Genomic DNA, 24,949 nt, shown 5'->3' with positions numbered 1-24,949 from the left:
GTCTACTTTTTGGTAGAGTGAGCATGCCTTACCTCCCGAACCATCGTCATCAGACGTTTCCAGCACCGGCCAATGGTTTTTTTGTCCTCTACTTTTGCAGGAGCAACAGTTGCAGGAGAGTCTGATTTAGGCGTCGTGTTGCGGGCTAAAACAGGGTCACCTGCTGACTTGGTTGGCGATTTTACAGGAGAAACTAGGGTTGTTGTGAAGGCAGTTTGCAAGGGCATCGCGATAGTGATCGACGATACAAACGGGCAGACTACTAAAGATGCAGTAGCTACGTAGCCCGCTGCTTTTTTCATCAAAAGAGTTCTCATGAGGCAGTTGGTTTAGAATCACTATGGCGTCGTATTAGCAATTCTTTCAAAAGAGGATTCATTAAATGCTAATATAGACATAAATAGTATTATTGCCTCATAGAGTAGAATTAAACGTCAAACAAATAAGTAATCATCTATTCCTTATCAACTATAATGCCAGAAAAATATTGTTTTGGCTGATTGTTGAAAAACAGTATTTTTTTATAGCCCTCGCTTACATCTCCGGCTCTATTCGCTAATGGGCAATTATTGAGCGTGGGAAACTGTTATCTTTGTAACAATATATTCACTAGAGTCATGAAGCAATCCACGTACCGGGTTTTATTACGTAAAGAGCCAGAGGGCGTTTATACGGCTACAGTCCCATCTATACCGGGTTGTATAACATGGGGTGAAACCATTGAAGAAGCAATAGCTATGGCCCGTGAAGCTGCGGAAGGATGCCTGGAGGTATATGCAGAGAAGGGGATATCAATTGACGATGATAGTGAAACGTTTGAATATTCGATCAATCTGTCACAGTCACCTCTAACTGACCAAGTTGCTTGATTTTTGATGGATTATTCGCCAAAACGCCTGATTAATTTATTGAAAGAACGCGGATGGGAATTACAGCGTATAAAAGGTAGCCATCATATTTATTTCAGTGAAGAATTAAATCGCACTATTCCGGTTCCGATGCACGGTAATCGGGATATGGCAAAAGGTACATTTTACACCATTTTGAAACAAGCCGGTATTGACCGGAATGAAGTCTAAAAACGCATGTTCGAGAATCTTCAGGATAAGCTAAATAAGGCCATTAAAACCCTAAAAGGGCAGGGCCGCATTACCGAAATCAACGTTGCTGCAACTATTAAAGAAGTTCGCCGTGCGCTGACCGACGCCGACGTAAACTATAAAGTTGCCAAAGAAATTACCGACCGCATTCGTGATAAAGCGCTTGACCGAAAGGTGCTTATTTCTGTTGAACCGGGCCAACTATTCGTTAAAATCGTTCAGGAAGAACTGACCGAGTTAATGGGTGGCGAAGCACAGGGCATCAATATCAAAGGCGACCCGGCTGTCATTCTGATTGCAGGTTTGCAGGGATCGGGTAAAACAACCTTTTCGGGTAAACTGGCGGCCTTTCTGAAAAAACAGGGACGGGGTGTACTCCTCGTTGCTGCAGATATCTACCGGCCAGCGGCTATCGACCAGTTGAAAGTCCTGGGCGAACAGGTTGGCGTCGATGTATATGCCGAGCCAGAAAACAAAGACGCCGTTGCCATTGCGAAGAACGGTATCGATCAGGCTCGCAAAACAGGTAAGAAAATCGTCATTATCGATACCGCCGGACGTTTGGCAGTCGATGAAGCGATGATGCAGGAAATCGAAGCGGTTAAACGGGCTATTTCACCCACCGAAACCTTGTTTGTGGTTGATTCCATGACGGGGCAGGATGCGGTCAATACAGCTAAAACGTTTAACGAACGGCTCAATTTCGATGGCGTCGTGCTCACCAAACTTGACGGTGATGCCCGAGGTGGAGCGGCTCTTTCCATTAAAACGGTTGTCAATAAGCCCATCAAATTCATTAGTACGGGCGAGAAAATGGAAGCGCTCGACGTATTCTACCCCGATCGGATGGCCAGCCGGATTCTGGGCATGGGCGACGTGATTTCGCTGGTAGAGCGGGCGCAACAGGCATTTGATGAAGATGAAGCCAAACGCATCAACGCCAAGATGCGTAAGAATCAGTTCGACTTCGACGACTTCCTGTCGCAGTTGCAGCAGATCAAAAAGATGGGTAATGTCAAAGACCTGCTCGGTATGATTCCGGGCATGGGCAAGATGATCAAGGATTTGGACATCGATAACGATTCGTTCAAGCCCATCGAAGCCATTATTAGCTCGATGACGCCAAAGGAACGTAGCCGACCTGACATCATTGATGGAAGCCGTAAAAAACGAATCGCAGCGGGTAGTGGTACCAATATCCAGCAAGTGAATAATTTGCTGAAGCAGTTCGATGAAATGCGTAAGATGATGAAGAAAATGAATACCATGCAGTCATCCGGAAAGCTGAATAAAATGATGCGGTAATCTCTACGTATCCTAAAAGCAACTAGCCTTGACTGTTTTGACACAGTCAAGGCTAGTTGCTTTTATAACCTGGTAGACTTTTCATGCGGGTAGGCCAAGTCAGGAGTCTTAAATCTTTTTCGAGCCTGCTATCACTTTCTCTTTTCTACCCGGTCCCCACAATGCCCGACCTGGTAAGACACCGGTATGTTGTCCATCTTTTAGTACCTGTTTCCCGTTGATAAAGACATGTTGCATACCCGTAGCGTATTGGAAGGGTTTCTCGAATGTAGCTTTATCGCCTATGGTAGCCGGGTCGAAAATAACGATGTCGGCAAAGTAGCCTGGCTTGAGCAAACCGCGATCCTTGAGTTTGTGATTGCTTGCAGGTAAACTGGTTAGTCGGCGGATGGCTTCGTCCAGCGAAATCAATTTTTCGTCCCGAACGTATCGACCTAGCAACCGGGCGAAGTTGCCAAAAGTGCGGGGGTGTGTGGTGCCGTTTTGGTTGTCTTCTTCCCGTATCGAAGCAGCATCCGATCCGAAGCTGACCCACGGTTGCTGAATCTCCTTTCGGATGTTCTCTTCCGACATTAGGAAATAGATTGTTCCAACCCGGGCTTTGTCCTGCACAATTAGATCCATTGCGGTTTCGAGTGGGTCTTTTCCATGAATAGCGGCTACCTGCCCCAATGTTTTACCGACGTATTTCTTCAGTGAATCCTGTTCAAAATCCGCCAGCAAAATATTATCCATAGAACCTGCTAAGGCGAATAAGTTTTCCCATTCTTGGGTTTGATGATGTACTTCCTGGGCAATTTTTCGGCGCTCGATAGGGTTCTGTAATCGTTTCCAGCCTGCCAGAAAGCCCCCGTTGAAGACATAAGGTGGTAAACAGGATGTTAAGCCCGTACCACCGGCCGTATAGGTGTACATGTTGGCGGTTACGTCCTGGCCTTGTTGCCTTGCCTGATTAATCATGGCAATAGCCTTATCTATTTTAGGCCAGTTTCGTACGCCACTTGCCTTAAAATGATAGAGTTCGACAGGGAGTTTGGCTTCCTTCCCAATCTTGATGAGTTCCTGAATACCCTCTTCCAGCCGATCACCTTCACTCCGCATGTGAACAATGTAGCGGCCTCCATATCGAGAAGCTTCGCGACACAGCGCAATCAGTTCATCGGTATTGGCAAAGGTATTTGGGGGGTAAATCAGCATAGTTGTTACGCCCAGCGCACCGCCTTCCATCGCTTCCCGAACCAATGCCTGCATCTGGGCTAACTGACTGGGAGTAGGTTTCACGTCGTCCTCGCCCAGTACGTTCATGCGGACTTCGCCTGCGCCTACATACGAAGCAATGTTTGGGGTAATGCCTTTGCGCTCCAGTTTGGTCATAAACTCCGCCAGCGTTGTCCAACTGCAGGTATCAGCGCCAGGGCCAAACGTGGTTAGGTTGCGGTTGATTCGTTGGCGCATGGCCTGGGTCTTAACCGGACCCCACGATAACTCGCCGAAGATTTCGGTTGTAATCCCCTGCTTCAAATCGCTCATAGAGCGGTTGTCTTTGAGCAGAAACGCGCCCGTATGTGATAGTACATTGATGAATCCCGGTGCCACCGCCATACCATTGGCATCTACAATGGTAGTTGCCTTGGAATTCGACAAGGTACCGATCGCCACGACCCGGTCTGCCCGAATGCCCACATCGCCTTTGTACGGTTTTTGACCGGAACCATCGTAAATCAGGCCATTTCGAATAATAACATCGTAGGGAACAGGCTTTGCCGATTTTGTTTGACCAGAACTAGCAAACGACAGTACCATGCATAAGCAAGCGAAGAAGACGGTTTTCATCAGAAAGTGACTGAAGAGGTTGGTTTGCAAAATATAAGGATAATATTTTGGTTCACCGCCCTTTAGCCCGCTAAGGCATTGTCCTTACTTCGTTTTCATTACTGCCCTCATCAGTCGAGTTACATGGATAGGTCAATTGGATTGCTTAGTATGCTATAAGTCAAGATAATACCGTCGGCGGGCGGGGTCGAATCGTTCGATGGCATAGCGGAGAGTTGTACGCGGCATTTGCTGGACGTGGTCATGCAAAAATTCTTCTAGGGCATCTATATTCCGTTTACCTACTTCGCGTAGCATCCAGCCAATTGCCTTATGAATCAGGTCGTGTTTATGAGGCAACAATAGTTCGGCCAGGGCGAAGGTATCTCCAAACTGCCCCAGCCGAATCAGCGCGAAAGTCGAAATGATAGCAATGCGCTGGCTCCAGAGATGATCTTCAGCGGCCAGCTCATATAGAATTGATCGGTCTCCATGAATGACCGATCGACCAACAATGTGCGGGCAGGTGACATCTACTAAATCCCAGTTGTTGATAAACTGTCGGTTGGCCAGATACCGTTCCAGAATTTCCGATTGTTGAGCTGGACGAGCTTTCTTCGTTTGGTTAACCCAAATCAACAGCCCTACCATACGGCATTCGTGATAAGGGTCACGTAGTAACAGCTCGGTTTCTGTAATGGGTAGGTTATGATACTGTTTGGCAATGATGTGCTGCTCTGGCATTGAAAGCCCTAAAAAGAGGTCACCTTCACCATACTGACCCGGAGTGGTCTTAAAAAAACGAGCAACCCAACTAGCTCGGTCAGGTTGAGCAAAAGCAAGCAGAGCTTCTTTTACGGCAGTGTACGTCAGTTCCATTAGAACAAAAAAAGCAGAGACCTAGAAGTCTCTGCCAGAAATGGAGCATCATGGGCCCCTGCTTAATCATTGAGCTTTGAACGCACAAACTCCTGCTCAGCTAAGAGCGGTAGCGGGTAGAGCATAGTCTTATTCCGCTCAAAGGTTGGGCGATCGAGGTCGGCAGCTAAATACTGACCTTTTACAAAAGCCTCTACGGTTTTCTTGATAAGATCGGCATCGTTAGGTCGTTCTACTTCGTCCAGTTCTAATACGTCAATATCGTCATCATCATCCTGAAAAGATCCCGTAAAAACGGGTGGTTCTGGTCGAACAATGGATGAGCCGCCATTATAACCACCTGTTGGTGTTTGCTTATCATCGGGCTTCACGCTTACGCCGACGGGCTCTGAATCTGTTTCATTCCCATCCGCGTCGACCAGTACCAAGTCTTCGGGGGTTTCTTCATCCGTCAAGCTATCCTGGGGCTGGTCTTCTTCTGCTTCTAGTAGATCAGGCTCTACCACATTAGTGCCTGGATCTTTAAGCTGATCCATGAGCGCAGATGTACCGTCGAAACCAGCTGCAATGATAGTTACCCGTAGATTTTCGCCAAGGTTTTCGTCGGTGATGGCACCAAACTTAAACATGCGGGCTTCGCTCTGAATTTTCTTGGCAACGTGTTCCGAAATGGCCATTTGCTCTTTCAGCTTCATGGCGTGTTGCTTACTCGACGAAATGGTTAGCAGAATCCGCTTAGCTCCCCGAATGTCGTGATCGTTCAGCAAAGGTGAGTTCAATGCCGCTTCGATAGCGCGAAGAGCACGGTCTTCGCCCCCAATCTCGGCTGAACCCATAACAGATTGTCCAGCTCCTTCGAGCACTTTCTTCACGTCGGCAAAGTCAGCGTTGATATCGCCCTGGGTCGTAATAATCTCAGCGATACTTTTCACCGCATTGGCCAGCACGTCATCGGCATGAGCATAGGCTTCTGTCCATGTCAGTTCGCTATATAACTCAGCTAGTTTGTCGTTTAGAACAACTAATACGGTATCGCAGCTTTTCTTTAGCTTTTCAATTCCTTCACGAGCCTGCTCTTTCTTATCAGTTCCTTCGTACCAATAGGGAGCCGTTACAACAGCTACCGTTAGCAGGCCCATCTCACGAGCTACTTCGGCAACAACGGGAGCTGCACCTGTACCGGTACCACCGCCCATACCCGCCGTGATAAAAACCATTTTCGTTGGCGGAGCCAGCAGGTTCCGAATTTCGTCGATACTCGCTCGGGCAGCATCTTCACCTGCTTTGGCCTCGGTACCTGCCCCCAACCCGTCGCCCAGTTGCAATTTGGTTTGCACTGGATTACTCATCAACGCTTGACGGTCAGTATTACACACGGCAAAGCTGACATCCCGCATTTTCAGTTTGTCCATGTGCTTAACGGCATTACCTCCCATGCCGCCCACGCCGACAACCTTAATAATAATTGGGTTATCGTCTGGAATTTCGAATCTATAGCCCTGACTATTCATCGTGTGGGTTGTGGTGTCTGTTCATTTACAAAAACTGTATATCGCGAGTAAACCGGCTCATGGCCAGTTTACAAGATTTCTAGTACGGGTCGGTTTCGTTGCCACGAGATGGCTGTAGCGCTTCTAGAAGTTTGTCGAACCAACCTTTTTTAGGCGGCTCAGGTGGTTCTGGAAGCTTGGTTCCCCCGGTAGGTTTAACGCCTGTTCCGCTAACGGGTGGGTAAGTTACCCGACTGCTTGGGCTAACAGGCTGATCTTCAGGGATTCGATTTGGATCGCTGATGAATGAAATTCGATTGTCGATGGTCTTATAGCCTGCCCACACCAAACCAACTGCAGTTGCATAGGCAGGATCGCCAACCAGGTCAGCACGGCCATTAGGTTCAAGATGCTCAGGATACCCAACGCGCACTTCTTCAACCCCGGTTACCCGACCGAAAATAAGCTCCACTCCTGGAATTAGTGCTGAACCACCGGTTAGGACGATACCACCCAGCAATTTGCCGTCGTAGCCCGACCGAATAATTTCGGCTTGTACCAATGCGGCAATTTCACGCAACCGGTCTTCAATAATGACAGCTACATTTTTCAGTAGTACGTCTTTCGGCTTACGATTGCTTAGCCCAGGTACCGCCACAACCTCATTCAGATTGTATTCGCCGGGGTTAGCGCTACCAAATTTCTTTTTGAGCAACTCAGCCTGATTGGGTAGAATTTTGCAACCCGCCTGAATATCGGATGTCAGGCTATTACCAGCCCATGGAAAAACGGCCACGTGACGAAGGACATTTCGGTAATAAATGGCCATCTCAGTAGTGCCTCCTCCAATATCGACCAGCGCAACGCCAGCGTATTTTTCTTCATCAGTCAGAACCGCCAGACCTGACGCGAGCGCCGACAGCATCATAGTATCCTGCGCCAGATTGTTGCGCGTAATACACTTACGGATGTTACGTGCTGCGTTTGCCTGAGCTGTAATGAGTTGAAAGTCAGCACCAAGTTTAACCCCGTTCCGGCCAACGGGTTGATTGATATTCGTTTCCGTATCGACGACGAAATCCATTGGCAGGACATGGATAATTTCCTTGTCGGCCGGAATCGACGTCCGGTACATGTCATTCAACAGGTGATCAATATCTTCTGTCTGCACCTCATCGCCGGATGATGAACGGGTAATGCTCCCACTCGACTTAACCGACGTAACGTGTGAACCGCTGAAACTGACATTTACTAAATGAATGTTCAGGTTAGATTGGTTAGATGCCTCTGCTACAGCCCGCCGAATTGCATTGACTGTATTGTTGACGTTCACGACAGACCCCTTGGCTACTCCATCGGTTAGATTCGTCTCCCCTACGCCCAGTACTTCGAGCGTTTCCTGTTCCTTGTTGTTTCGAATCAACCGTCCAGCCACCGCACACACCTTAGTGCTACCGATGTCCAGACCCACTACAATTTTTTCGTCCATGCCCGTTGTTGTCATTCGCAAACTATTTGGTTTCGGTACTGGACGCTTACCCGGCTATAACGATCCCATCCTTTGGCTGGTAAAACGTCCGTATAGACTAATTTTAATTTTCTAAACTTCGCATCCAGTTCGGTGGGTGGCCCAAATTCAATCCGATGATTGCCCATTTGCGGCCACATGGTCACCTCACCTTGTTCATCTACTGATAGCTCGGCGATTTGTGCACGCCAGAACGGATCATCGTGTATTCGTTTCAACAAATCCAGCAATGGCTGGTTTCGTTCACTGACCAGCGAACGATTTTGAGCGAAATAGTTTCCGGTCAGAATCGGAACACGGGCCGAATAATTCATAGAGATCGGGAAAAAGTGGCCATCCTCACTTACATACTGCCCCGATACGGTTCTTGTCCCGTCGCCTGAAGCCATTAACCGGGCCAATGGCCTGGGTTGTTCAATCACGACGAGTAAAGCACCTGTTAGGTCACGTGAAATCTGACAATTTTTTACCAATCCATGTTGTTTCAACCTTTTTTCCAATCGGCGCAGGTCTACATCGGCATAATCTTTACCGACAACTGGATCTGCTCCTTCGTTAGTCAGGTAGCCTATTGCATCCCGACGCGTCAGAAAATGATACCCATCTGTCTGATTAATTCGTATAATCACCGACCGAACATGCTTCTGCCCATGCCTGATTTCGGTAAAAGCAATGAGACCAAATAGACTCAAAAGCCCTCCGAAGGCGAACAACCACTTTTTGGATGATTTAAAGGTAGAAAACATCTGTAAATAAGATGAATTGTTTTTCAGTTATTTTATCTATTGGTAGGTTACGATAGATTTTAATGTTGGTAGCAATTGGTCAATATCACCCGCACCGATGGTGACAAGCAATGAAGGCTTCATTTTTCGCACAACGTCGGGCAATTCGTCTTTGGTGCATTTTTGTTTGCTTTTCGAGTGTACGCTCCGAAAAATCAGCTCTGAGGTGACTCCTTCCATCGGCAGTTCGCGAGCGGGGTAAATATCAAGCAAAATTACATTGTCTGCCAGTGATAGACTTTCGGCAAAGCCCTCCGCAAAATCACGTGTACGACTGAATAAGTGTGGTTGAAAGATCGCCGTCAATTCTCGGTCAGGATACAGCGCTTTCACCGACGACAAAAAGGCCTGTACTTCAGCAGGATGGTGTGCGTAGTCGTCGATCAATACAGCTTCATCGGTTTTAAGAATATACTCAAACCGCCGACGAACTCCCCGGTAGGTTGTTAGCGCCGATCGAATAGCCTCGGGCGATACGCCTACTTCCAGCGCTACAGCTCCTGCGGCAACAGCATTTTCGACATTATGAAATCCGGGAACCATCAGTTGGATATCGGCAATAACTCCTTTCGGATGGACCAGGTCGAATACAAACGTAGCCTGTTCAATTCGCAGGTTCTGGCTGTAATAGTCGCCATCGTTCAGAGAATACTGCCGAACCTCTGCATTTGTTTTGTCGGCAAGTGATAAACCTTGCTTCATGAACAAAACGCCATCGGTTTCAATCTGACTTACAAATTTGCTAAATGATTCAAGGACAGCATCATGTGCCCCATAAATGTCCAAATGATCGGCATCCGTAGAGGTTACGATGGCGTAAGTTGGAAATAACGTCAGAAATGATCGGTCAAATTCGTCGGCTTCGACCACACAAACTACGGAGCGAAGGTCATCGGCGGGTTCATTGAGCAGGAAGTTAGTGCCGTAATTATTGGTAATGCCACCCAGAAACGCTGCACAGTTTACACCTGCATCGCGCAGAATATGGGCAACCATTGATGACGTAGTGGTTTTTCCGTGTGTTCCAGCAACCCCAACTGTTGTCATCTGACCAGCTAATAAGCCCAAAACCTGTGACCGCTTTTGGAGTGCAAACCCTTTTTCTATAACGTAACTATATTCGGCGTGCGTTTTAGGAACGGCAGGGGTATATATGACTAAGGTTTCGGCAGGATTTTTCCGAAAGGCAGCAGGTATCTGATCAACATCCTCGGTGAAATGAATCGTCATACCTTCTGCTTGCAGAGCATCGGTCAAAGCAGTAGGCGTTTTGTCATAGCCGGCAACGATGTAGCCATTAACCCGAAACCAACGGGCCAAAGCGCTCATACCGATGCCACCAATGCCGAGGAAATAAATGTATTTGAATTGATCTAATGTCATTTGTTGGGGGAGGAAAGGGGGAACGGAGGAAGGGAAAAAGGAGAGATTTTAATCCCTCTCCTCCGTTCTCCTTATTTTTGTTAATTTAATTACTTCGTTGGCAATGTCGCGAGCGGCATTAGGTTTGGCCAAAGATCTTATTTCTATACTCAGTTGTTGTCGTTGAACTGGATTGTTTAGCAAAGTTAATGCTGCGGTGACAAGTTCCTCGCGTGCACTTCGGTCATTGACAAGTAGGGCTGCATTATGCTCTACCAGGCTCATGGCGTTTTTTGTTTGGTGATCTTCTGCGGCTGCTGGAAATGGTACCAGAATAGCCGGGCGACCAACCAGACATAATTCAGATACGGACAGCGCTCCCGCTCGGGATACGACGGCATCGGCAACTGCATATGCTTTGTCCATATCGTAGATAAAGTCGTAAGGTTTAATTAATGGCGAAGCAAGCGTAGCTACGGCTGTCCGCGCCCGTTCAATGAAGGCGGGACCTGTTTGCCAAATTACCTGAATACCTGCATCGACAAAGCGGGCTAACCCAGCCTCTATACTCTCATTTACTGTTCGGGCTCCCTGGCTCCCGCCAATAATTAACAGTGTTGGCCGAGTTGCTTCCAGGTCGAATAATTTCTGACCAGCCGCCACTTGTTGATCGGCAAATTGGATATCGCTCCGAACCGGATTCCCCGTTAGTTTGATCTTATCGGCCGGAAAAAACGCGTCCATGCCGGGGTAGGCTACACAAATGCGCTTTGCCCAGCGGGCGAGTACTTTATTCGTAAGTCCGGCATACGAATTTTGTTCCTGGATCAGGGTAGGAATTCCTTTTAGTGATGCTGCCAGTAAAAGAGGCCCGCTGGCGTAACCGCCTACGCCCACAGCAACATCGGGCTGAAAATCACTAACGATCTGCCGGGCCCGAAGTAAACTCCGGCCTAATTTTAGCGGAAAGCCCAGGTTTGCCAGCGTTAGTTCCCGCTTAATGCCAACGATAGGTAAGCCTACAATTTCATAACCTGCACGGGGCACTTTCTCCATTTCCATTTTACCTTCAGCTCCAACGAACAAAATCTTCGTTGTCGGATCGATTGCCTTCAGCTCGTTGGCAATAGCAATTGCTGGATAAATATGACCGCCGGTTCCGCCCCCGCTGATGATAACTTTCATTCGGTTTGTGGTTTATGGTTTACGGTATTCGGTTTATGGTGAACTGGGACGAAAGCAACTAGATGCGTCAGCCCACCATAAACTGAATACCGTAAACCATGAACATTAAATTTTACTTTCGTCGGCTTCATCGCGACTGACACTTAGAACAATGCCAATCGCTAAGCCGGTGAATATGAGGGATGTACCCCCCATACTTAATAACGGTAGCGGCTGTCCCGTTACAGGAGCCAAGCCAATGGCTACACAAATGCTGGCAAAGGCCTGAAAAACAATACTAAAGGTTAATCCGGCTGAGAGTAGTCCACCAAAAGGGCGAGTTGCTTTCTGAAGTGTTTTCATGCCTCGCCACAAAAACCATAGGTAAGCTAATACGACGGGTATACCCCCTAATATCAACCCATACTCTTCTACGATAATAGCGTAAATAAAATCAGAGAATGGGTTGGGCAATGTGTTGCGTTGATGGCTGTTGCCGGGTCCCTGACCAGTTAATCCACCATTGGCCAGGGCGATATACGATTGTTCGACCTGGTAAACGATGGTGTCGGAATTTGAAAAACTTTTGACCCGATTAACCGCCGTTCCCAATCGCTGCCCTGCTGCTAAACCGATCCCTCCAAACACCACACATACTGCAATCATATAGCCTAAATAGCGCACTGGAACCCGACCAATGTACATTAGTAGAAAACAGGTTGCGCCCAACAAAAGAGCCGTTGATGTATTTGAGAGTATAATTAGCGAACAGATAAGGCCAATCCAGAGAATAAGATTGAATAATACCGTTGGGTCATTCATGAAGCGTTGCCGCTTGGCCAGCATCGCTGCCAAATTGGAAATAAGGGCCAGTTTGGCTAAATCCGATGGTTGAAACGTCTGGTTAATAATAGGAATCGTTACCCAGCGCGACGCGTCATTCAGGGTCGAACCTTTGAAAAAGGCCCATAATAGGAGAGGAACAGATAGCCAAAGTCCATATTTCGACAGGCGGGCATAGTAGACATAGTTAATCTTATGCGCGAAATACGTACAGGCTAATCCAATAAGAAGAAGAGAGCCATGTTTTAGTAGAAAGACTTCTGTATTTCCATCTAACTCACGAAACGCTTTAGTACCCGTTGCGCTGTAAACAACCAGCACGCTCATAATTGATAGATAAAGAACAATCCACCAGATTTGGCGGTCGCCTTTAAGATGCGTACGAATCCATTCTCGGAGGGCCATGTTTTTTTAATGATGAATGATGAATGCTTTTACCTTAAGCATTCATCATTAGGTTTTTAACGGCGGCTTTGAACTGATTGCCACGGTCTTCGTAATTTTTGAATAAGTCAAAACTGGCACAAGCTGGCGAAAGCAGGACAATATCCCCCGGTTCCGCCAGTTCAAGCCCTTTCATTACGGCATCGGTAATTGATTGCGTTTCGTAAATCGTCGGTACTTTCTCGCCAAAATACTCCACTAATTTATGATTATCTATGCCAAGGCAAATCAGCGCTTTTACTTTTTGATCTACTAATTTATCCAATTGGCTGTAATCGTTGCCTTTGTCCTGACCACCTGCTATCCAGATTGTTGGCGCATCCATACTCGATAGAGCATAAAAAACAGAGTCGACATTGGTCGCTTTCGAGTCGTTGATGAACTGGATATGGTTGACCGTTCCTGCAGGCTCAAGACGGTGGGCCGCATTCTGAAAGGTTTTTAGTCCATTTGCAATAGCCTCGTTTGTTACACCGACAGACTGGGCTGCTAGGATAGCCGCCAACATGTTGATCGCGTTATGCGGGCCACGAAGGGGTGTATCTGTTTGTGAAATTGTAAATGAATGATCCTTATTAGCGGCCAATAACTGATCATCGGCTAAATAACCTCCCGGCGAAACGACTTTTTCCAAAGATATTGGCAACTGACGAACCATCGGATTCCGTTTGGCTAGTTCATCCAGAATTGGCTGACTTTCGGCAAAATAGATAAAGTCGTCGGTAAGAGTGGCGTTTTGTAAAATTCTGAATTTAGACGCTACGTAATTCTGAAAATCATATCCGTAACGATCAAGGTGATCGGGCGTAATGTTAAGCAGAACCATTACATCGAGATGCGCATCATACATATCGTCTAATTGGAAACTACTCAGTTCCAGCACAAAATAGTCAAATGTATCTGTGATTACCTGTTCTGCAAAGCTATCACCGATATTGCCTGCCAGACCCACATTGAGCCCCGCTGTTTTGAGGAGATGATATGTTAATAAGGTTGTTGTAGTTTTGCCATTACTGCCTGTTATACCAATAAGTTTGGCCCTAGTGTAGCGAGCGGCAAATTCAATTTCAGAAATAACAGGTATATGCTGAGTCCGAAGTTTTTGCACCAAGGGCACTTTCTCTGGAATGCCAGGGCTTTTAATCACTTCGGTTGCGTCTAAAATTCGCTCCTCTGTGTGCTGACCTTCCTCAAATGGTATATTAGCTGCCTGGAGGGTTTTGCGGTAGCTCTCTTTGAGAACTCCTTTATCGGATAGAAAAACATCAAAGCCTTTAGCTTTTGCCAGTAAAGCAGCCCCCACACCACTTTCACCTCCGCCAAGAATGACTATTTTTTGAACTGACATAGTAAATCTGTACTATCGGCAAAATAACGCATAAATGAAGAAGCCCCGACTATTGGTCAGGGCTTTTCAATCAAATTTTCTAAAAAAGGGTTACTCTTTGGATGCCATTGAATTTGAGAAACGGGCTCGGTTGGCTGCTTTCACTATGAGGAAAACAACCCAGGCGATGATCAGGAATTGAATGAATGTATTCAGGAAGTTGCCGTATCGAATAGCAACTTCGGGAGTTGTGCCCACTGCTTCTTTCAGTACAATTTTTAACTGACTGAAATCAACGCCACCGAGAACTAAACCCAAAATGGGGTTAATGATGTCTTCAACAAGGGATGTAGTGATTTTGCCAAAGGCAGCACCAATAATGACGCCAACGGCCAGGTCAAGTACGTTACCCTGAGCGATAAAAGTTTTAAATTCACTAAACATAAAGGCTAATTTTTTAGGTTAGAAACACTAGTTAAGCAAACGATTAAATCAAAGTAGAAAATGTTTATCGCAAATCAAAACCTACCAGGAAGTGGGTCGGTGGCCTTTATTGGGTCTTTCTTCTTTTTAAATGAACTGATGTTATAGGATAATCCGATAGCCAGTGTTTGCTGAATCTGTAGCGAAGAGCTAAAATCTTTATTGTATAGCAAAATTAGACCGAAAGTGGTACTCAGATAACGGCTTGCTTTGGCTGTCATAATAAGATCAAGCCGGTGGTTAATATTATCTAATTGAGCATACTGGGTGAACAGCTGATAACGGGCATTAATCGATATGTTCTCCGTTAGATTACGATTTAAGGCAGCCTGCAACTGAAACGCCAGCCATTCCATACGACTGCTTTTTCCGGGGTCAACACCAAAGGCTTTTTGTGTAGCATCGGGTACAAATGTACCATCTGCCTGTTCCCGCACTCGAACACTTTGATCGGCTAAGAAGGTAAAACGAGGGGCTATTGGGCTCATTCGAAGCGAAAACCAGTCATTGGGCTTATAGGCAATCCCCATAGATAGTGTAAGTTGAGCAGGGGCAAAAAAGTTAGATACACGCAAACGGGTTTGATCTGCTGGAAGTTTATCGTAGCGATAACCAGGCGCAAAAAATGTATTGAACGTACCCGAGACAAACAAATCCCATTTGGGTGCAATCTGGTGCCCTATCACAGAGATCAAAATAATCTGATCCGCAGCTTTTCGGGTATTACCTAACTGGGTAAGATAGCCTAGTTGCAAATCAGCGGTGTTATCCCAGGAAGTTTTTCCTTTTTCGTAGAGGGCACGGGCCGCTATTACACCACCAATTGCAAGCGAATTAACCCCTCCCCCTGACCAATTACTGAACGAGGCCTGATTGAAGTTGACCCCACCACTGAAGGATCGTTGCCAATAGGAGGTATCTGGCTTTACTGAAATTGTGTCTTTAAAATTTTTGGTAACTCGTACTGAATCGGAAGGAACAACTTTAGGTGAGTCCTGAGCCAGTGCCTGGCTTAAGAAAGACCAACTCATAAGTATAAAAAGAGCACTTGTCTTCATAGAATGCGTGAAATTTAGTTGACAGTCAGACGAAGCAGGTGGGCGTTGGTAACTCTCTTTTTATACGGCAGCCGTTGGAGGAGTATCAAATACTTCCACTTTTTTCATTTGTAAAGTTTGAAGTGGCACTACTGTTGTCGTTGCGCCGGTGCGGAGTGTAAGTGAAATATTATCTACTTTTATTATTTCACCTTTTGCGTCATCAACTTGAATAGTCTGGCCTTCTTTATACTTATTTTTCGTGTAAAATGAGGATAGAATATTGGCCATTAAATCGCGGGAGGCAATTCCATAACCAATGGCAAATGCGAAAATGACACCACCTATAATGAGGTTAAAGCTTGATTCAAGGAGTTCTGTGTTGATACCAGCTTGCCCCAGTGCACTGATAATGGTAATGATCAGAAAGAAAACAAATACAATCATGCTGAGTAGTCTGCCCGAAGCTATATTAAATGACTGACACACACTTACTACTGCTCCTCGTAAGGTATCGGCCAGCAAAACACCAACTTGTAACATAATAGCGGCTGCAATCAGTTTGGGAATAAAGTTGATCAACGAGGCCACCATCTCGGTGATAGCAGCCACCCCTAATTTTTCAGTGGCAGCCTTAATGAAAACCAGCAGGATAAAGTAGTAAAGGACTTTTGCAATAATTTCGCTTAGTTTAATTTCTGTCTTCAGTTGTTTGATAATACTAATTTCATTCAGGCGATTACCAATTTTGTCAAACCCTACTCTACCAAGCACGCGCAGAACAATCAGGGCGACGAGCCGGGCAAAGCCAATCCCGATTAACATAATGACCATTGCCCCTAATAGGCGAGGAACAAACTCAACAAATTGGTCAATTAGGGTTTGAAATGTATTCCGTAAAACTTCAGTCAATTCTGGAAGCTCTTTCATGTGGGAGGATTTGTGTTATCAGAGGTTACGTAAGGTGGGTTCATCAGAGCGGACGCCAAATCCAATAAGTCGCCGATGTAGAGATCGACGATCGTTATTGCATTCCGAATTAAATCTATTTCTGAAACGAGTTCTGTTTTTAGATTGGGAGGGCAGACCGCGTCAGACTCAAGTTGTTTAAAGGGATTTGTATTTTCCATAGCGTTTGATTAACGAAAAGGCCATCGAATAGATAATACCATTTTAATAGCCAGTAATAGCCAGAATATAGCACCTTCGAGATAGTGTTTGCGTAGCTTATCACGTGACCGTTTAAGGCGCATTTTTACTGCGCTCTCAGTTAATCCGTTTATATTGGCAATATCTCGAATACTAATATCATCCTGATACTTCATCAGGAGCATCGATTGTTCATCGGGGGGAAGCTGGTGTAGCGCGCGCTCAAGTTGTTGCGCTTCCATCTCAGCCAATTCGGCTAATTCATCGTCAGCGCCCACATCTAATCGCTCCCAACCATCGTCCATGTAGACCTCCCGGCGCAGGTTATGCGACCGGAGCTGATCGGTGCAGTAATTGTATGTGATTGAATATAACCAGGTTGAAAATTTAGACTGTTCTCTAAATCCGCTAAGCTTAACAACCAGTTTCAGGAAGATGTCGTGCGTTAGGTCTTCTGCCCTAACTGGATCTTTGGTAAATGACAAACATTTCCTGTAAACTTTATCACAGTAGCGTTCATATAATCGTTCAAAATAGACGTTCCGTTGCGTTTCGACATAGTGCCGGACCAACTCTTCGTCTGAATAGTGCTCCATTCTAGGTGGTAGTGGCTGTTAAGACCTGAAAGTTTAGTAAAAGTAACTGTCCTATAAGGCCAATAATAGAAAAAAAAATGGTCACATATAAATTAAAGCAAAAGCTCAGCCAAAGCGGTGACCATTCAGCATAAATTGACTTAATTACCACATATTTATCATGAACGAAAGAAATAAATAACTCAACTATTCATTTAAACTAAATTCTGCAAGGCTTACACAATTAGTAATATATTACCTATATATGTATGATTATCAGTTAATTAATTTACGTATATTTTTTATCGTTGCTTGAAATAAAAATACCCGACTGAGTAGCCGGGCATTTTTTATGATCAATGATCAGTGTGTTGAAATCGACTAGCCGATTGCTACCCGCTTGAAGACCGATACTGTTAGTCCTTTGCTGGTTTTTTCTAGTAATTGCGCAATTGTTACCGAATTGTCTTTTACGAACTCCTGATTGAGCAATGTGTTTTCTTTATAGAACTTGTTAAGTTTACCCATTGCAATTCGTTCGAGCATGGCTTCAGGTTTGCCTTCCTGACGGGCTTGCTCTTTACCAATTTCAATTTCACGTTCTACAATAGTAGCGTCAACGCCATCTTTGTCTAACGCAACAGGTTTCATCGCGGCAATCTGCATGGCAATGTCTTTACCAACTTCAGTAACATCGTTACCATTAGTGTTGGTAAGACCAACTAATACGCCAAGTTTACCATTCGAGTGAATATAAGAAACAACTTTATCAGCCGATACGGTTTCGTAGGATGCCACGTCGACTTTTTCCCCGATTTTCCCCATCAGATCAGTAATATGATCTTGTAGTGAGCGACCATCTGCCTGAGGAATAGCTAACAATGCTGTTTTGTCGGCAGCATCGGTTGAAACGGCATTACTCATAATAGCCATTGCCAGATTCTGGAAATCGGCTACTTTTGACACAGGTTCTGTTTCGCAGGCTAACGCTATTACTTTACCTGTTTTGCCATCTGGGCTAACGTGTGCTAACACAATACCTTCAGCGGTTGCGTTATCAGCCCGTTTATCAGCTATTTTCTGTCCCTGTTTGCGGAGGATTTCTTTTGCTTTTTCAAAATCGCCATCGGCTTCGGTAAGGGCTTTTTTGCAGTCCATCATACCGGCTCCGGTCTCTTGCCGAAGCTTATTTACATCAGCAGCAGTAATTGCCATAATAAAAGGTGGTTGTTAATTTAAATTGCCAAAAATTAGTTGGTAATTAGATTATTGTATACTGAAATGGAATAGCCCATAGCGGCTGCTACGGGCTATCGGTTAGTTTGCAGTTCGAGGTTTGCAATTGAAGCTTAGTAAACCTACAAACCTCGAACTGCAAACTATATATTATGCTTCCTGCTCATCTTCAGCAACAGCGGCTGGTGCAGCTTCTGCTTCGGGCTGTGTAGCGCCTTCAGCACGAGCCTGAGCAAGGTCTTCAGTGCGTTTAGCTTCTTCCTCTTCCTGAACACGCTGATCGTCTTTATCCTGCTTACGCTCCATCAGGCCTTCTTCAATGGCTTTACCAATGGCAAGCGTAATCAGCGCAATCGACTTATAAGCGTCATCGTTAGCCGGGATTGCGAAGTCCACGTCTTCTGGGTTTGAGTTCGTATCACACATGGCAAATACGGGAATCCCCAGACGGTGTGCTTCGGCAACAGCAATGTGTTCGCGCTTTACGTCAACCACAAACAGAGCCGCTGGCAACCGGGTAAGATCGGCAATACCGCCCAATACACGTTCCAGTTTCTCTTTATCGCGGGTGCGGGTCAAACGCTCACGCTTGGCAATACTCTTGACGGTCTCCTCGTCTTTCAGCATTTTATCCAGCGTTTGCATTTTCTTCAGCGACTTACGGATTGTGGCGAAGTTCGTTAACATACCGCCCTGCCAGCGATCTGTAACGTAAGGCATTTTCAGTCGACGTGCTTCTTCCGAAACAATCTCCTGAGCCTGTTTTTTCGTAGCCACAAACATCACTTTCCGGCCCGAACGTACAATACCTTTTATGGAATTGCAGGCTTCTTCGAGCGCAGCTACTGTTTTATTAAGATCAATAATATGGATGCCGTTCTTCTCCATGAAGATGTACGGAGCCATCCGGGGATCCCACTTGCGCGTTAAGTGGCCAAAATGCACACCAGCGTCTAAGAGGTCTTTATATTCGATTTGTGCCATTTTCGGAATGAAAAATGATTGTTAGAAAAAATACGCAGCACCGCCCGTCGGCATCATCTAAGGGCAGTCTGGACTTGAAATTGAATGAATAATGGTTAATGTAAAATGTACAATGAGAACACGTTCATTATCCATTCTTCATTGAGCATTACACATTGACTATTAACGTTTCGAGAACTGGAACCGGCGACGGGCTTTCTTACGACCTGGCTTCTTCCGTTCAACCATACGCGAATCCCGTGTCAGGAACCCTTCTTTTTTCAGGGCAGGACGGAACTCAGCGTTTAGTTCAACCAGCGCACGGGCAATAGCCATACGGGTAGCTTCGGCCTGGCCAGCCACACCACCACCACGAACGTTCACTTTTACGTCGTAGCCACCAACACCGTTAACAGTTGCAAACGGCTGGTTCAGAATGATTTGCAGGACTTCGGTAGGGAAATATTGTTTGTAATCTTTCCCGTTTACCGAGATGGCTCCGCTGCCCGCCGACATATAGATGCGGGAGATGGCAGTTTTACGGCGGCCAATGGTATTAATACGATCCATTATGACTTAGAATTTAACTGCTGTTGGTTGCTGAGCCTCGTGCGGGTGTTGACCACCAGCGTAAACGTACAGGTTGGTGTACAACCGACGACCAAGCCGATTTTTCGGTAACATACCTTTTACAGCATGCTCGATGATGCGCTCGGGATGTTTTTCGAGCAACAACCGGGGCGTTGCGAACCGTTGACCGCCGGGATAGCCCGTGTGGCGAACGTAAATTTTGTCGGTCATCTTAGCACCTGTCAGGCGCACCTTATCGGCGTTGATGACAATCACGTTATCTCCGCAGTCAACGTGTGGAGTGAAGTTGGTTTTGTGTTTGCCGCGAATCAGGCGTGCGATATTGCTGGCCAGCCGACCGAGCACTTCGCCCTGAGCGTCAACCACAATCCAATCCTTCTGCACCGTTTCTTTGTTGGCAGAGATGGTTTTGTAACTGAGCGTATTCACTGTTATGGAGACTAATTGTTTGATTTTTAAATGCTTACCTATAATAAATATAGGCCCGTCCTGAAACGGGAGTGCAAATATAGGTGGTATGGGTCTGAAAAACAAGGGTATGCAGAGAATATGACGCAAAACCGTGATTTTCAAAAACCTAACCGGATTACTTTAGCTGACGGACTCCTTTCGCCTAGATTGCGTAGCATGTCATAGCGAGAAGAGAAAGATAGCAGCTATGTGAATTTGAAAACATTTCGGGCTGGGCTCCCATCTGACAAAACCCATATAGTTGATCCCACTATAGCTGCGTAAGTGTAAAACTAGTTACCCATTCAAGAACTGAGCCGATCATCTTGAAGATGATCGGCTCAGTTCTTGAATGGGTAAATGCTTACTTATAAACCGCTAATAATTCGGGAGTAAACATTATTTAATAGGTTGCCATCATACGTTTGCGAGGCATCATCCGATATATTAAGTACAATGTTTGATGCACTGCCTGTATTAGCACTGGTACGAGTCACGCTAAAGCCTAGTACAGATTTTCCATTGGCCGCAATAGATTGTCCGGCCGCAATGGCTAGCGTTAGCTGAATGTCAGATGCATTATTGGTAACACTCCATTTGGTATTATCTACCGCAACAGGATTAGCTGTTCCATCGGTGACATTGATACTGGTGAGCGTATTATCATAACCAATTGTGTAGCCTGCGGGTACTGAGATCGTAATTGTTGTGTTTCCCGTAGAAGAAAACACGCCACCAACTTCGGCTATAGTCGCTACAAAGTTGTTTGTGGCATTCTCGCTAAAGCTAGCTTGAGGTAGATCAATCGTAGGCGTTAAGTCCGTAGCCGCAAACAGGAACCTGGCCGTTACCGGGAAGTGGTCAGATGTAGTAGTACCACCTGTAATTGGCCGAATTGCCTTCACCGAATTCTGTACATACTGTATTCCACTAGCCGGGAAGGCTCCATTCGTGCTAATTTCATTCGAGATCGTTAGGTGGTCTATAATGTCTGGGTAAGAAGCTGTGCTGGAAATATTACAGTTACTGAGCTGCCTGGTAATCACAGTATAATCGGGAGACGTTGACAACGCACTAAAGGAGGTAATATTGGTAGTGCTGGTTGTTGCATCTATATAAATTGACTGATCTACATCGTCATTATAGTCGCCCATAATCAACACGTTATCGGTTGGGTATGTAGTATCAAGGTAGCTTTTGAGCGAGTTGAAGTCGGCTATACGACGGCTGTATGACGAGGCATCTGATCCCGACTTGGCATGGAGACCCACAAGTTTTAGGGGTTTCTTAATCCCGTTGATCGTAACATCGCAGCTCATCAATAAAGGAAACCGATTCGACGCCCAGGCGCTGGCGCTTAACGAAGCAGGGAAATCCAGAATCTGGCTCGCCGATACGTTAGTCACGATAGCTGTGTTATATACAAAGCATACTTTCTGGGCATAAGTGGTAGGGTCGCTAGGTACTTCTGGAATATCGAACCAGTGTGAATAATAAATAGCTGGTGTACGGGATGGATTTGCACCGCATGTGTAGGTATACGATTTTCCTGTATTCGTATTTAACGTTGCAACAATGGCATCCAATTTGGATAGGTCTGTAATTTCTTCAAGGCAATAAATATCCTGGTTCATTGCCTGCAGTTGTTGTTGAACATTAGCCTGCTGCTGAACTTCGTTGGTAGGGCCGAAGCCTGTATTGCCAAGCCATTCTACGTTCCACCAGACAATATCTAAGGTGTTATCCAGGGAGACTGCTGTACCGCCTGTTCCTACCTCTGGGCAGGAGGCTGTATTTGCTGTTGCACCAGGCACATCGGCGGTTGAACGGGGCAGTATCTGACAGACGTTATTGAACTGGCTCACGACACCCGTAATATCTACAGCGCCAGATGGGCGGGTTGCACCTACTAAATCTGTTCCATTCTGGATGCGCAATTGTGTGCCATCGCTTAGAGTGTACGTAGTATTTCCAGAAAGAGTAGTACCGGCAGGTGTTACAATGCTCACACTTGGTAACGTGACCAGCTCTCCTTTGTGGTTGCAAAGGGTAGCAGTTGATACAGTTGTTGATGTAGGTATTTCATTAGCCGCAGAAGTTTTAACGAAACAGCCTGTGAAGTTTTTCAACTCTTTGTCTGTTTGATAGGTAGCTAATTCGCCTGCTACCTGTATTTCGTCGCCAACACTCAGCTCTGGAATCTCGATCGTTGTACCTGTTCCGGTATATAACAAAATACCACCTGTTGCATCCTGAATATAAATGTTTGTCGTCAGGATAGAGGTAACCCGACCTGTCGCTTTAAAGACTACTCCATCCGTAGCAGCACGAATTGTACTGATTGGATTAGAAATACCACAAGGACCAGTAGCTCCGGCAGGGTAAACTGTTCCACTAACTGCAACTGACTTTGAACTGGCTACTTCTGTAGTGTTTACGGTAATCGTACCCGAATAAGGGCCGGCAGCAAGACCAGCGGCTAAACGGGTGTAGATAGGTTGATTTACGGAGCCATCACCTGCTGGCGTTAATGAAAGCGGACTTGCTGTAAATCCTGAACTACTACTTGTCGAAACTTCAAAGTTTGCAGAAGGGGAAACAACTACGGGAGTTGCGGGTGAAAGATTTTTACCTGCAACCGTAAAGGTAGTGCTGGAAGTAGGGGTTTCACCGGCTGTATAGGTCATACCTGGTAGAGATACGGCTGAAACGGCGATTCTTGGATCATTATTTAGTGGAGAGTAGGATAGTGAAAAATCATCGAGACCTGTAGTAGGTCGGCTACCACTACCCGTACTGGCTGTTAAGGCAACAACCCGTATCCAAACAGCCTGGCCAATATTGTCCAGGGCAAAACCAAATTCGTAGTTTACCGTATTGTTAGAAAAGGTAGAACCGCCAATGGCTTGCGTGGCTACCGTAGTAAAGCTAGTCGGCGAATCACCTAGTCCATACTGAACAGCCCAGATAGTTGTTCTTGCAGATGAAGGATCAAGCGATTGGAGTTTTAAGGAAAGTTTAAAGTCTTGTAAGCCAGTAGTATTGGCGAGTTTAACACCAAAGGCTGCACCAGGGTCACCTAATGAACCTGTCTGCCTAATAGCTATAGCTCTGTCTGTTGATGCATTTTGCTGTGTGTTAGTTGAACCAGCACCTAAATCTCCTGATGCTACATTTCTGAAGTTACCAGTTGTTGACGTCCATGCTGTTGTAGCAGAAACGTAAGTCGCTGTATTTCCTAGTGTTGTACTAGTCGCACCTGTGTAAATAGACCAGCTAGAGGGAAGGCTTGAGCCGAGGCCATCAAATGTTTCGGTGTACGATGTACCCGTTAGTGATACCTGTGCCAGTAACGTGTTCGTTACCAGAAGAAAAGCCAGAACGAAGAGTAGTTGTTTAAACATAATTAAAACGGGTCAGAGAAAGACAAATTCTAAAGTTTGAAGTGTATTAATGTTTATTTAGCCTATAAATTAAAACTACAATCGTTTATGAAGATGCGTTTTGTATGTTATTTATTTATGTTCATAAGAAAGTTAAATATTTACTTGGAAAAATTAAATTAGTGGTTGACATTATGTATTAATGCAAACAATTATGTTGTTAAAGAAACACATATGCTAATTACATGTATTAGCCACTATTAGCATTTTTTAGTGATTTTACTTGCTGATCAAGATAATCGGCCTTCCTTATTGAAAAAGTATATCTATTTAATGTGTTGATTTTCAGTGGATTAATAAAATTTTGTTTGTTTTTGTTTTCAAATAATGATAGGAGCATACTCGGTTATAACACAGGCAGTTCTGTAGCTGGCGATTTGTGAAGGAAAACCTAATACCAATAAATTCTTACATTTGGTAAGCTATAAACAATAGCTGGTACAGGTATCCCACGCCTTATTCGAGCGCTTAAAGACAAGAAGTTTGCTTCTTCTTTATACAGATGAACGTACCTGTGCAAAAGGCCGGGTAAACTATAGACCGACTTGATTTATGAAAAATTGGTGGAAACGGTTTAATGAGTTTGCCCGCTTACCCATTGCAGACCAACGGTTGATCACACAAACATTTACAGTTGTGGTCCTAATTCGGATAGGGTTGAAATTTCTTTCATTTCAGCAATTCAGGACGGTATACAGTAAAGTAACTGCGGCAAAGAAATACAACAATACTGTAGACCAGCTAATTGAGCGAAGAGTCTGGGCTATTCAAAAAGTAAGCGGTACCTTATCCGCAGTTTGCTTACCGCAGGCATTGGCACTAACTTATTTCCTGAGAACGGAAAAAGATGTTGAGCTTATTGTAGGCGTTCAGAAAAGCCATACGTTTGAGGCTCACGCCTGGGTTGAAAAGAATGGAACAATATTGATTGGTCAATCGCCAGATAGTAGCTTTCAACCGATTTGGGTCTGGCAGTAGAATTA

23 protein-coding genes are annotated in these 24,949 nt (G+C 45.4%); 4 read left to right on the top strand and 19 right to left on the bottom strand.

The annotated features are described in order from the left end of the window. Positions 1–2 precede the first annotated feature (2 nt). Positions 3–317 (bottom strand): hypothetical protein, encoded by a 315-nt coding sequence (locus tag EXU85_RS31845; RefSeq protein ID WP_142775945.1) that lies wholly within the window; start codon positions 315–317, stop codon positions 3–5. A 300-nt stretch (positions 318–617) separates the two neighbouring features. On the opposite strand from EXU85_RS31845, the gene EXU85_RS31840 reads away from it, so the two are divergent. Genes EXU85_RS31840 through ffh form a run of 3 tightly spaced genes read left to right on the top strand, consistent with a single transcriptional unit; the run spans position 618 to position 2,405 of the window. Further along, entirely contained in the window at positions 618–869 is a 252-nt protein-coding gene (locus EXU85_RS31840; protein WP_142775944.1) for a type II toxin-antitoxin system HicB family antitoxin, read from the top strand. 6 nt (positions 870–875) lie between these two features. Further along, the gene (locus EXU85_RS31835; RefSeq protein ID WP_142775943.1) at positions 876–1,079 is read left to right on the top strand and encodes a type II toxin-antitoxin system HicA family toxin; all 204 of its coding nucleotides are present in this window, start codon (positions 876–878) and stop codon (positions 1,077–1,079) included. A 6-nt stretch (positions 1,080–1,085) separates the two neighbouring features. Next, the gene (ffh, locus tag EXU85_RS31830; protein ID WP_142775942.1) at positions 1,086–2,405 is read left to right on the top strand and encodes a signal recognition particle protein; all 1,320 of its coding nucleotides are present in this window, start codon (positions 1,086–1,088) and stop codon (positions 2,403–2,405) included. A 108-nt stretch (positions 2,406–2,513) separates the two neighbouring features. On the opposite strand, the gene EXU85_RS31825 is transcribed toward ffh, so the two are convergent. From EXU85_RS31825 to EXU85_RS31735, 18 genes are all read right to left on the bottom strand, one after another. Next, positions 2,514–4,238 carry an amidohydrolase family protein gene (locus EXU85_RS31825; protein ID WP_142775941.1) on the bottom strand — a complete coding sequence of 575 codons (1,725 nt, stop codon included), beginning with the start codon at positions 4,236–4,238 and terminating at the stop codon, positions 2,514–2,516. A gap of 153 nt (positions 4,239–4,391) precedes the next feature. After that, entirely contained in the window at positions 4,392–5,096 is a 705-nt protein-coding gene (locus tag EXU85_RS31820; protein ID WP_142775940.1) for a DNA alkylation repair protein, read from the bottom strand. A 62-nt stretch (positions 5,097–5,158) separates the two neighbouring features. Continuing rightward, positions 5,159–6,607 (bottom strand): cell division protein FtsZ, encoded by a 1,449-nt coding sequence (gene ftsZ / locus EXU85_RS31815; protein ID WP_142775939.1) that lies wholly within the window; start codon positions 6,605–6,607, stop codon positions 5,159–5,161. Positions 6,608–6,686: 79 nt separating this feature from the next. After that, positions 6,687–8,090 carry a cell division protein FtsA gene (gene ftsA, locus EXU85_RS31810; RefSeq protein WP_246859334.1) on the bottom strand — a complete coding sequence of 468 codons (1,404 nt, stop codon included), beginning with the start codon at positions 8,088–8,090 and terminating at the stop codon, positions 6,687–6,689. Further along, complete coding sequence (locus EXU85_RS31805) at positions 8,087–8,860, bottom strand: cell division protein FtsQ/DivIB (RefSeq protein WP_142775938.1); 774 nt, start codon at positions 8,858–8,860, stop codon at positions 8,087–8,089. Before EXU85_RS31805 ends, ftsA begins: the two co-directional genes overlap by 4 nt. A 36-nt stretch (positions 8,861–8,896) precedes the next feature. Further along, the gene (gene murC, locus EXU85_RS31800; RefSeq protein ID WP_142775937.1) at positions 8,897–10,282 is read right to left on the bottom strand and encodes a UDP-N-acetylmuramate--L-alanine ligase; all 1,386 of its coding nucleotides are present in this window, start codon (positions 10,280–10,282) and stop codon (positions 8,897–8,899) included. Between the two features lie 48 nt (positions 10,283–10,330). Further along, positions 10,331–11,446 carry an undecaprenyldiphospho-muramoylpentapeptide beta-N-acetylglucosaminyltransferase gene (gene murG, locus EXU85_RS31795; RefSeq protein WP_142775936.1) on the bottom strand — a complete coding sequence of 372 codons (1,116 nt, stop codon included), beginning with the start codon at positions 11,444–11,446 and terminating at the stop codon, positions 10,331–10,333. Between the two features lie 105 nt (positions 11,447–11,551). After that, positions 11,552–12,673, bottom strand: coding sequence for an FtsW/RodA/SpoVE family cell cycle protein (locus tag EXU85_RS31790; RefSeq protein ID WP_142775935.1), 1,122 nt, complete (start codon positions 12,671–12,673; stop codon positions 11,552–11,554). Positions 12,674–12,707: 34 nt separating this feature from the next. After that, a complete protein-coding gene (gene murD / locus EXU85_RS31785) occupies positions 12,708–14,060 on the bottom strand; it encodes a UDP-N-acetylmuramoyl-L-alanine--D-glutamate ligase (protein WP_142775934.1) in 1,353 nt (450 codons plus the stop codon). Positions 14,061–14,150: 90 nt separating this feature from the next. After that, complete coding sequence (gene mscL, locus EXU85_RS31780) at positions 14,151–14,483, bottom strand: large-conductance mechanosensitive channel protein MscL (RefSeq protein ID WP_142775933.1); 333 nt, start codon at positions 14,481–14,483, stop codon at positions 14,151–14,153. Positions 14,484–14,557: 74 nt separating this feature from the next. After that, complete coding sequence (locus tag EXU85_RS31775; RefSeq protein ID WP_142775932.1) at positions 14,558–15,553, bottom strand: DUF3078 domain-containing protein; 996 nt, start codon at positions 15,551–15,553, stop codon at positions 14,558–14,560. 87 nt (positions 15,554–15,640) lie between these two features. Beyond that, positions 15,641–16,489, bottom strand: a complete 849-nt coding sequence (locus tag EXU85_RS31770) for a mechanosensitive ion channel (RefSeq protein ID WP_142775931.1) — start codon at positions 16,487–16,489, stop codon at positions 15,641–15,643. A gap of 209 nt (positions 16,490–16,698) precedes the next feature. Continuing rightward, entirely contained in the window at positions 16,699–17,304 is a 606-nt protein-coding gene (locus tag EXU85_RS31760; RefSeq protein ID WP_142775929.1) for an RNA polymerase sigma factor, read from the bottom strand. 360 nt (positions 17,305–17,664) lie between these two features. Next, a complete protein-coding gene (tsf, locus tag EXU85_RS31755) occupies positions 17,665–18,498 on the bottom strand; it encodes a translation elongation factor Ts (protein ID WP_142775928.1) in 834 nt (277 codons plus the stop codon). A gap of 171 nt (positions 18,499–18,669) precedes the next feature. Then, positions 18,670–19,503, bottom strand: coding sequence for a 30S ribosomal protein S2 (rpsB, locus tag EXU85_RS31750; protein ID WP_142775927.1), 834 nt, complete (start codon positions 19,501–19,503; stop codon positions 18,670–18,672). A 162-nt stretch (positions 19,504–19,665) separates the two neighbouring features. Next, positions 19,666–20,052 carry a 30S ribosomal protein S9 gene (gene rpsI, locus EXU85_RS31745; RefSeq protein WP_093825819.1) on the bottom strand — a complete coding sequence of 129 codons (387 nt, stop codon included), beginning with the start codon at positions 20,050–20,052 and terminating at the stop codon, positions 19,666–19,668. 6 nt (positions 20,053–20,058) lie between these two features. Then, the gene (rplM, locus tag EXU85_RS31740; RefSeq protein WP_142775926.1) at positions 20,059–20,502 is read right to left on the bottom strand and encodes a 50S ribosomal protein L13; all 444 of its coding nucleotides are present in this window, start codon (positions 20,500–20,502) and stop codon (positions 20,059–20,061) included. Between the two features lie 389 nt (positions 20,503–20,891). Then, positions 20,892–23,927, bottom strand: coding sequence for a DUF5689 domain-containing protein (locus EXU85_RS31735; RefSeq protein ID WP_142775925.1), 3,036 nt, complete (start codon positions 23,925–23,927; stop codon positions 20,892–20,894). Positions 23,928–24,518: 591 nt separating this feature from the next. Between EXU85_RS31735 and EXU85_RS31730 the strand changes: the two genes are divergently transcribed. Further along, on the top strand, positions 24,519–24,944 hold the full coding sequence (locus tag EXU85_RS31730; protein WP_142775924.1) for a lasso peptide biosynthesis B2 protein: 426 nt from the start codon (positions 24,519–24,521) through the stop codon (positions 24,942–24,944). The last annotated feature ends 5 nt before the right edge of the window (positions 24,945–24,949 follow it).

This window comes from Spirosoma sp. KCTC 42546, assembly GCF_006965485.1.
GTDB lineage: Bacteria > Bacteroidota > Bacteroidia > Cytophagales > Spirosomataceae > Spirosoma.
The sequence above is the reverse complement of the archived record's forward strand: the minus strand, read 5'-3'. Positions and strand labels throughout refer to the sequence as shown.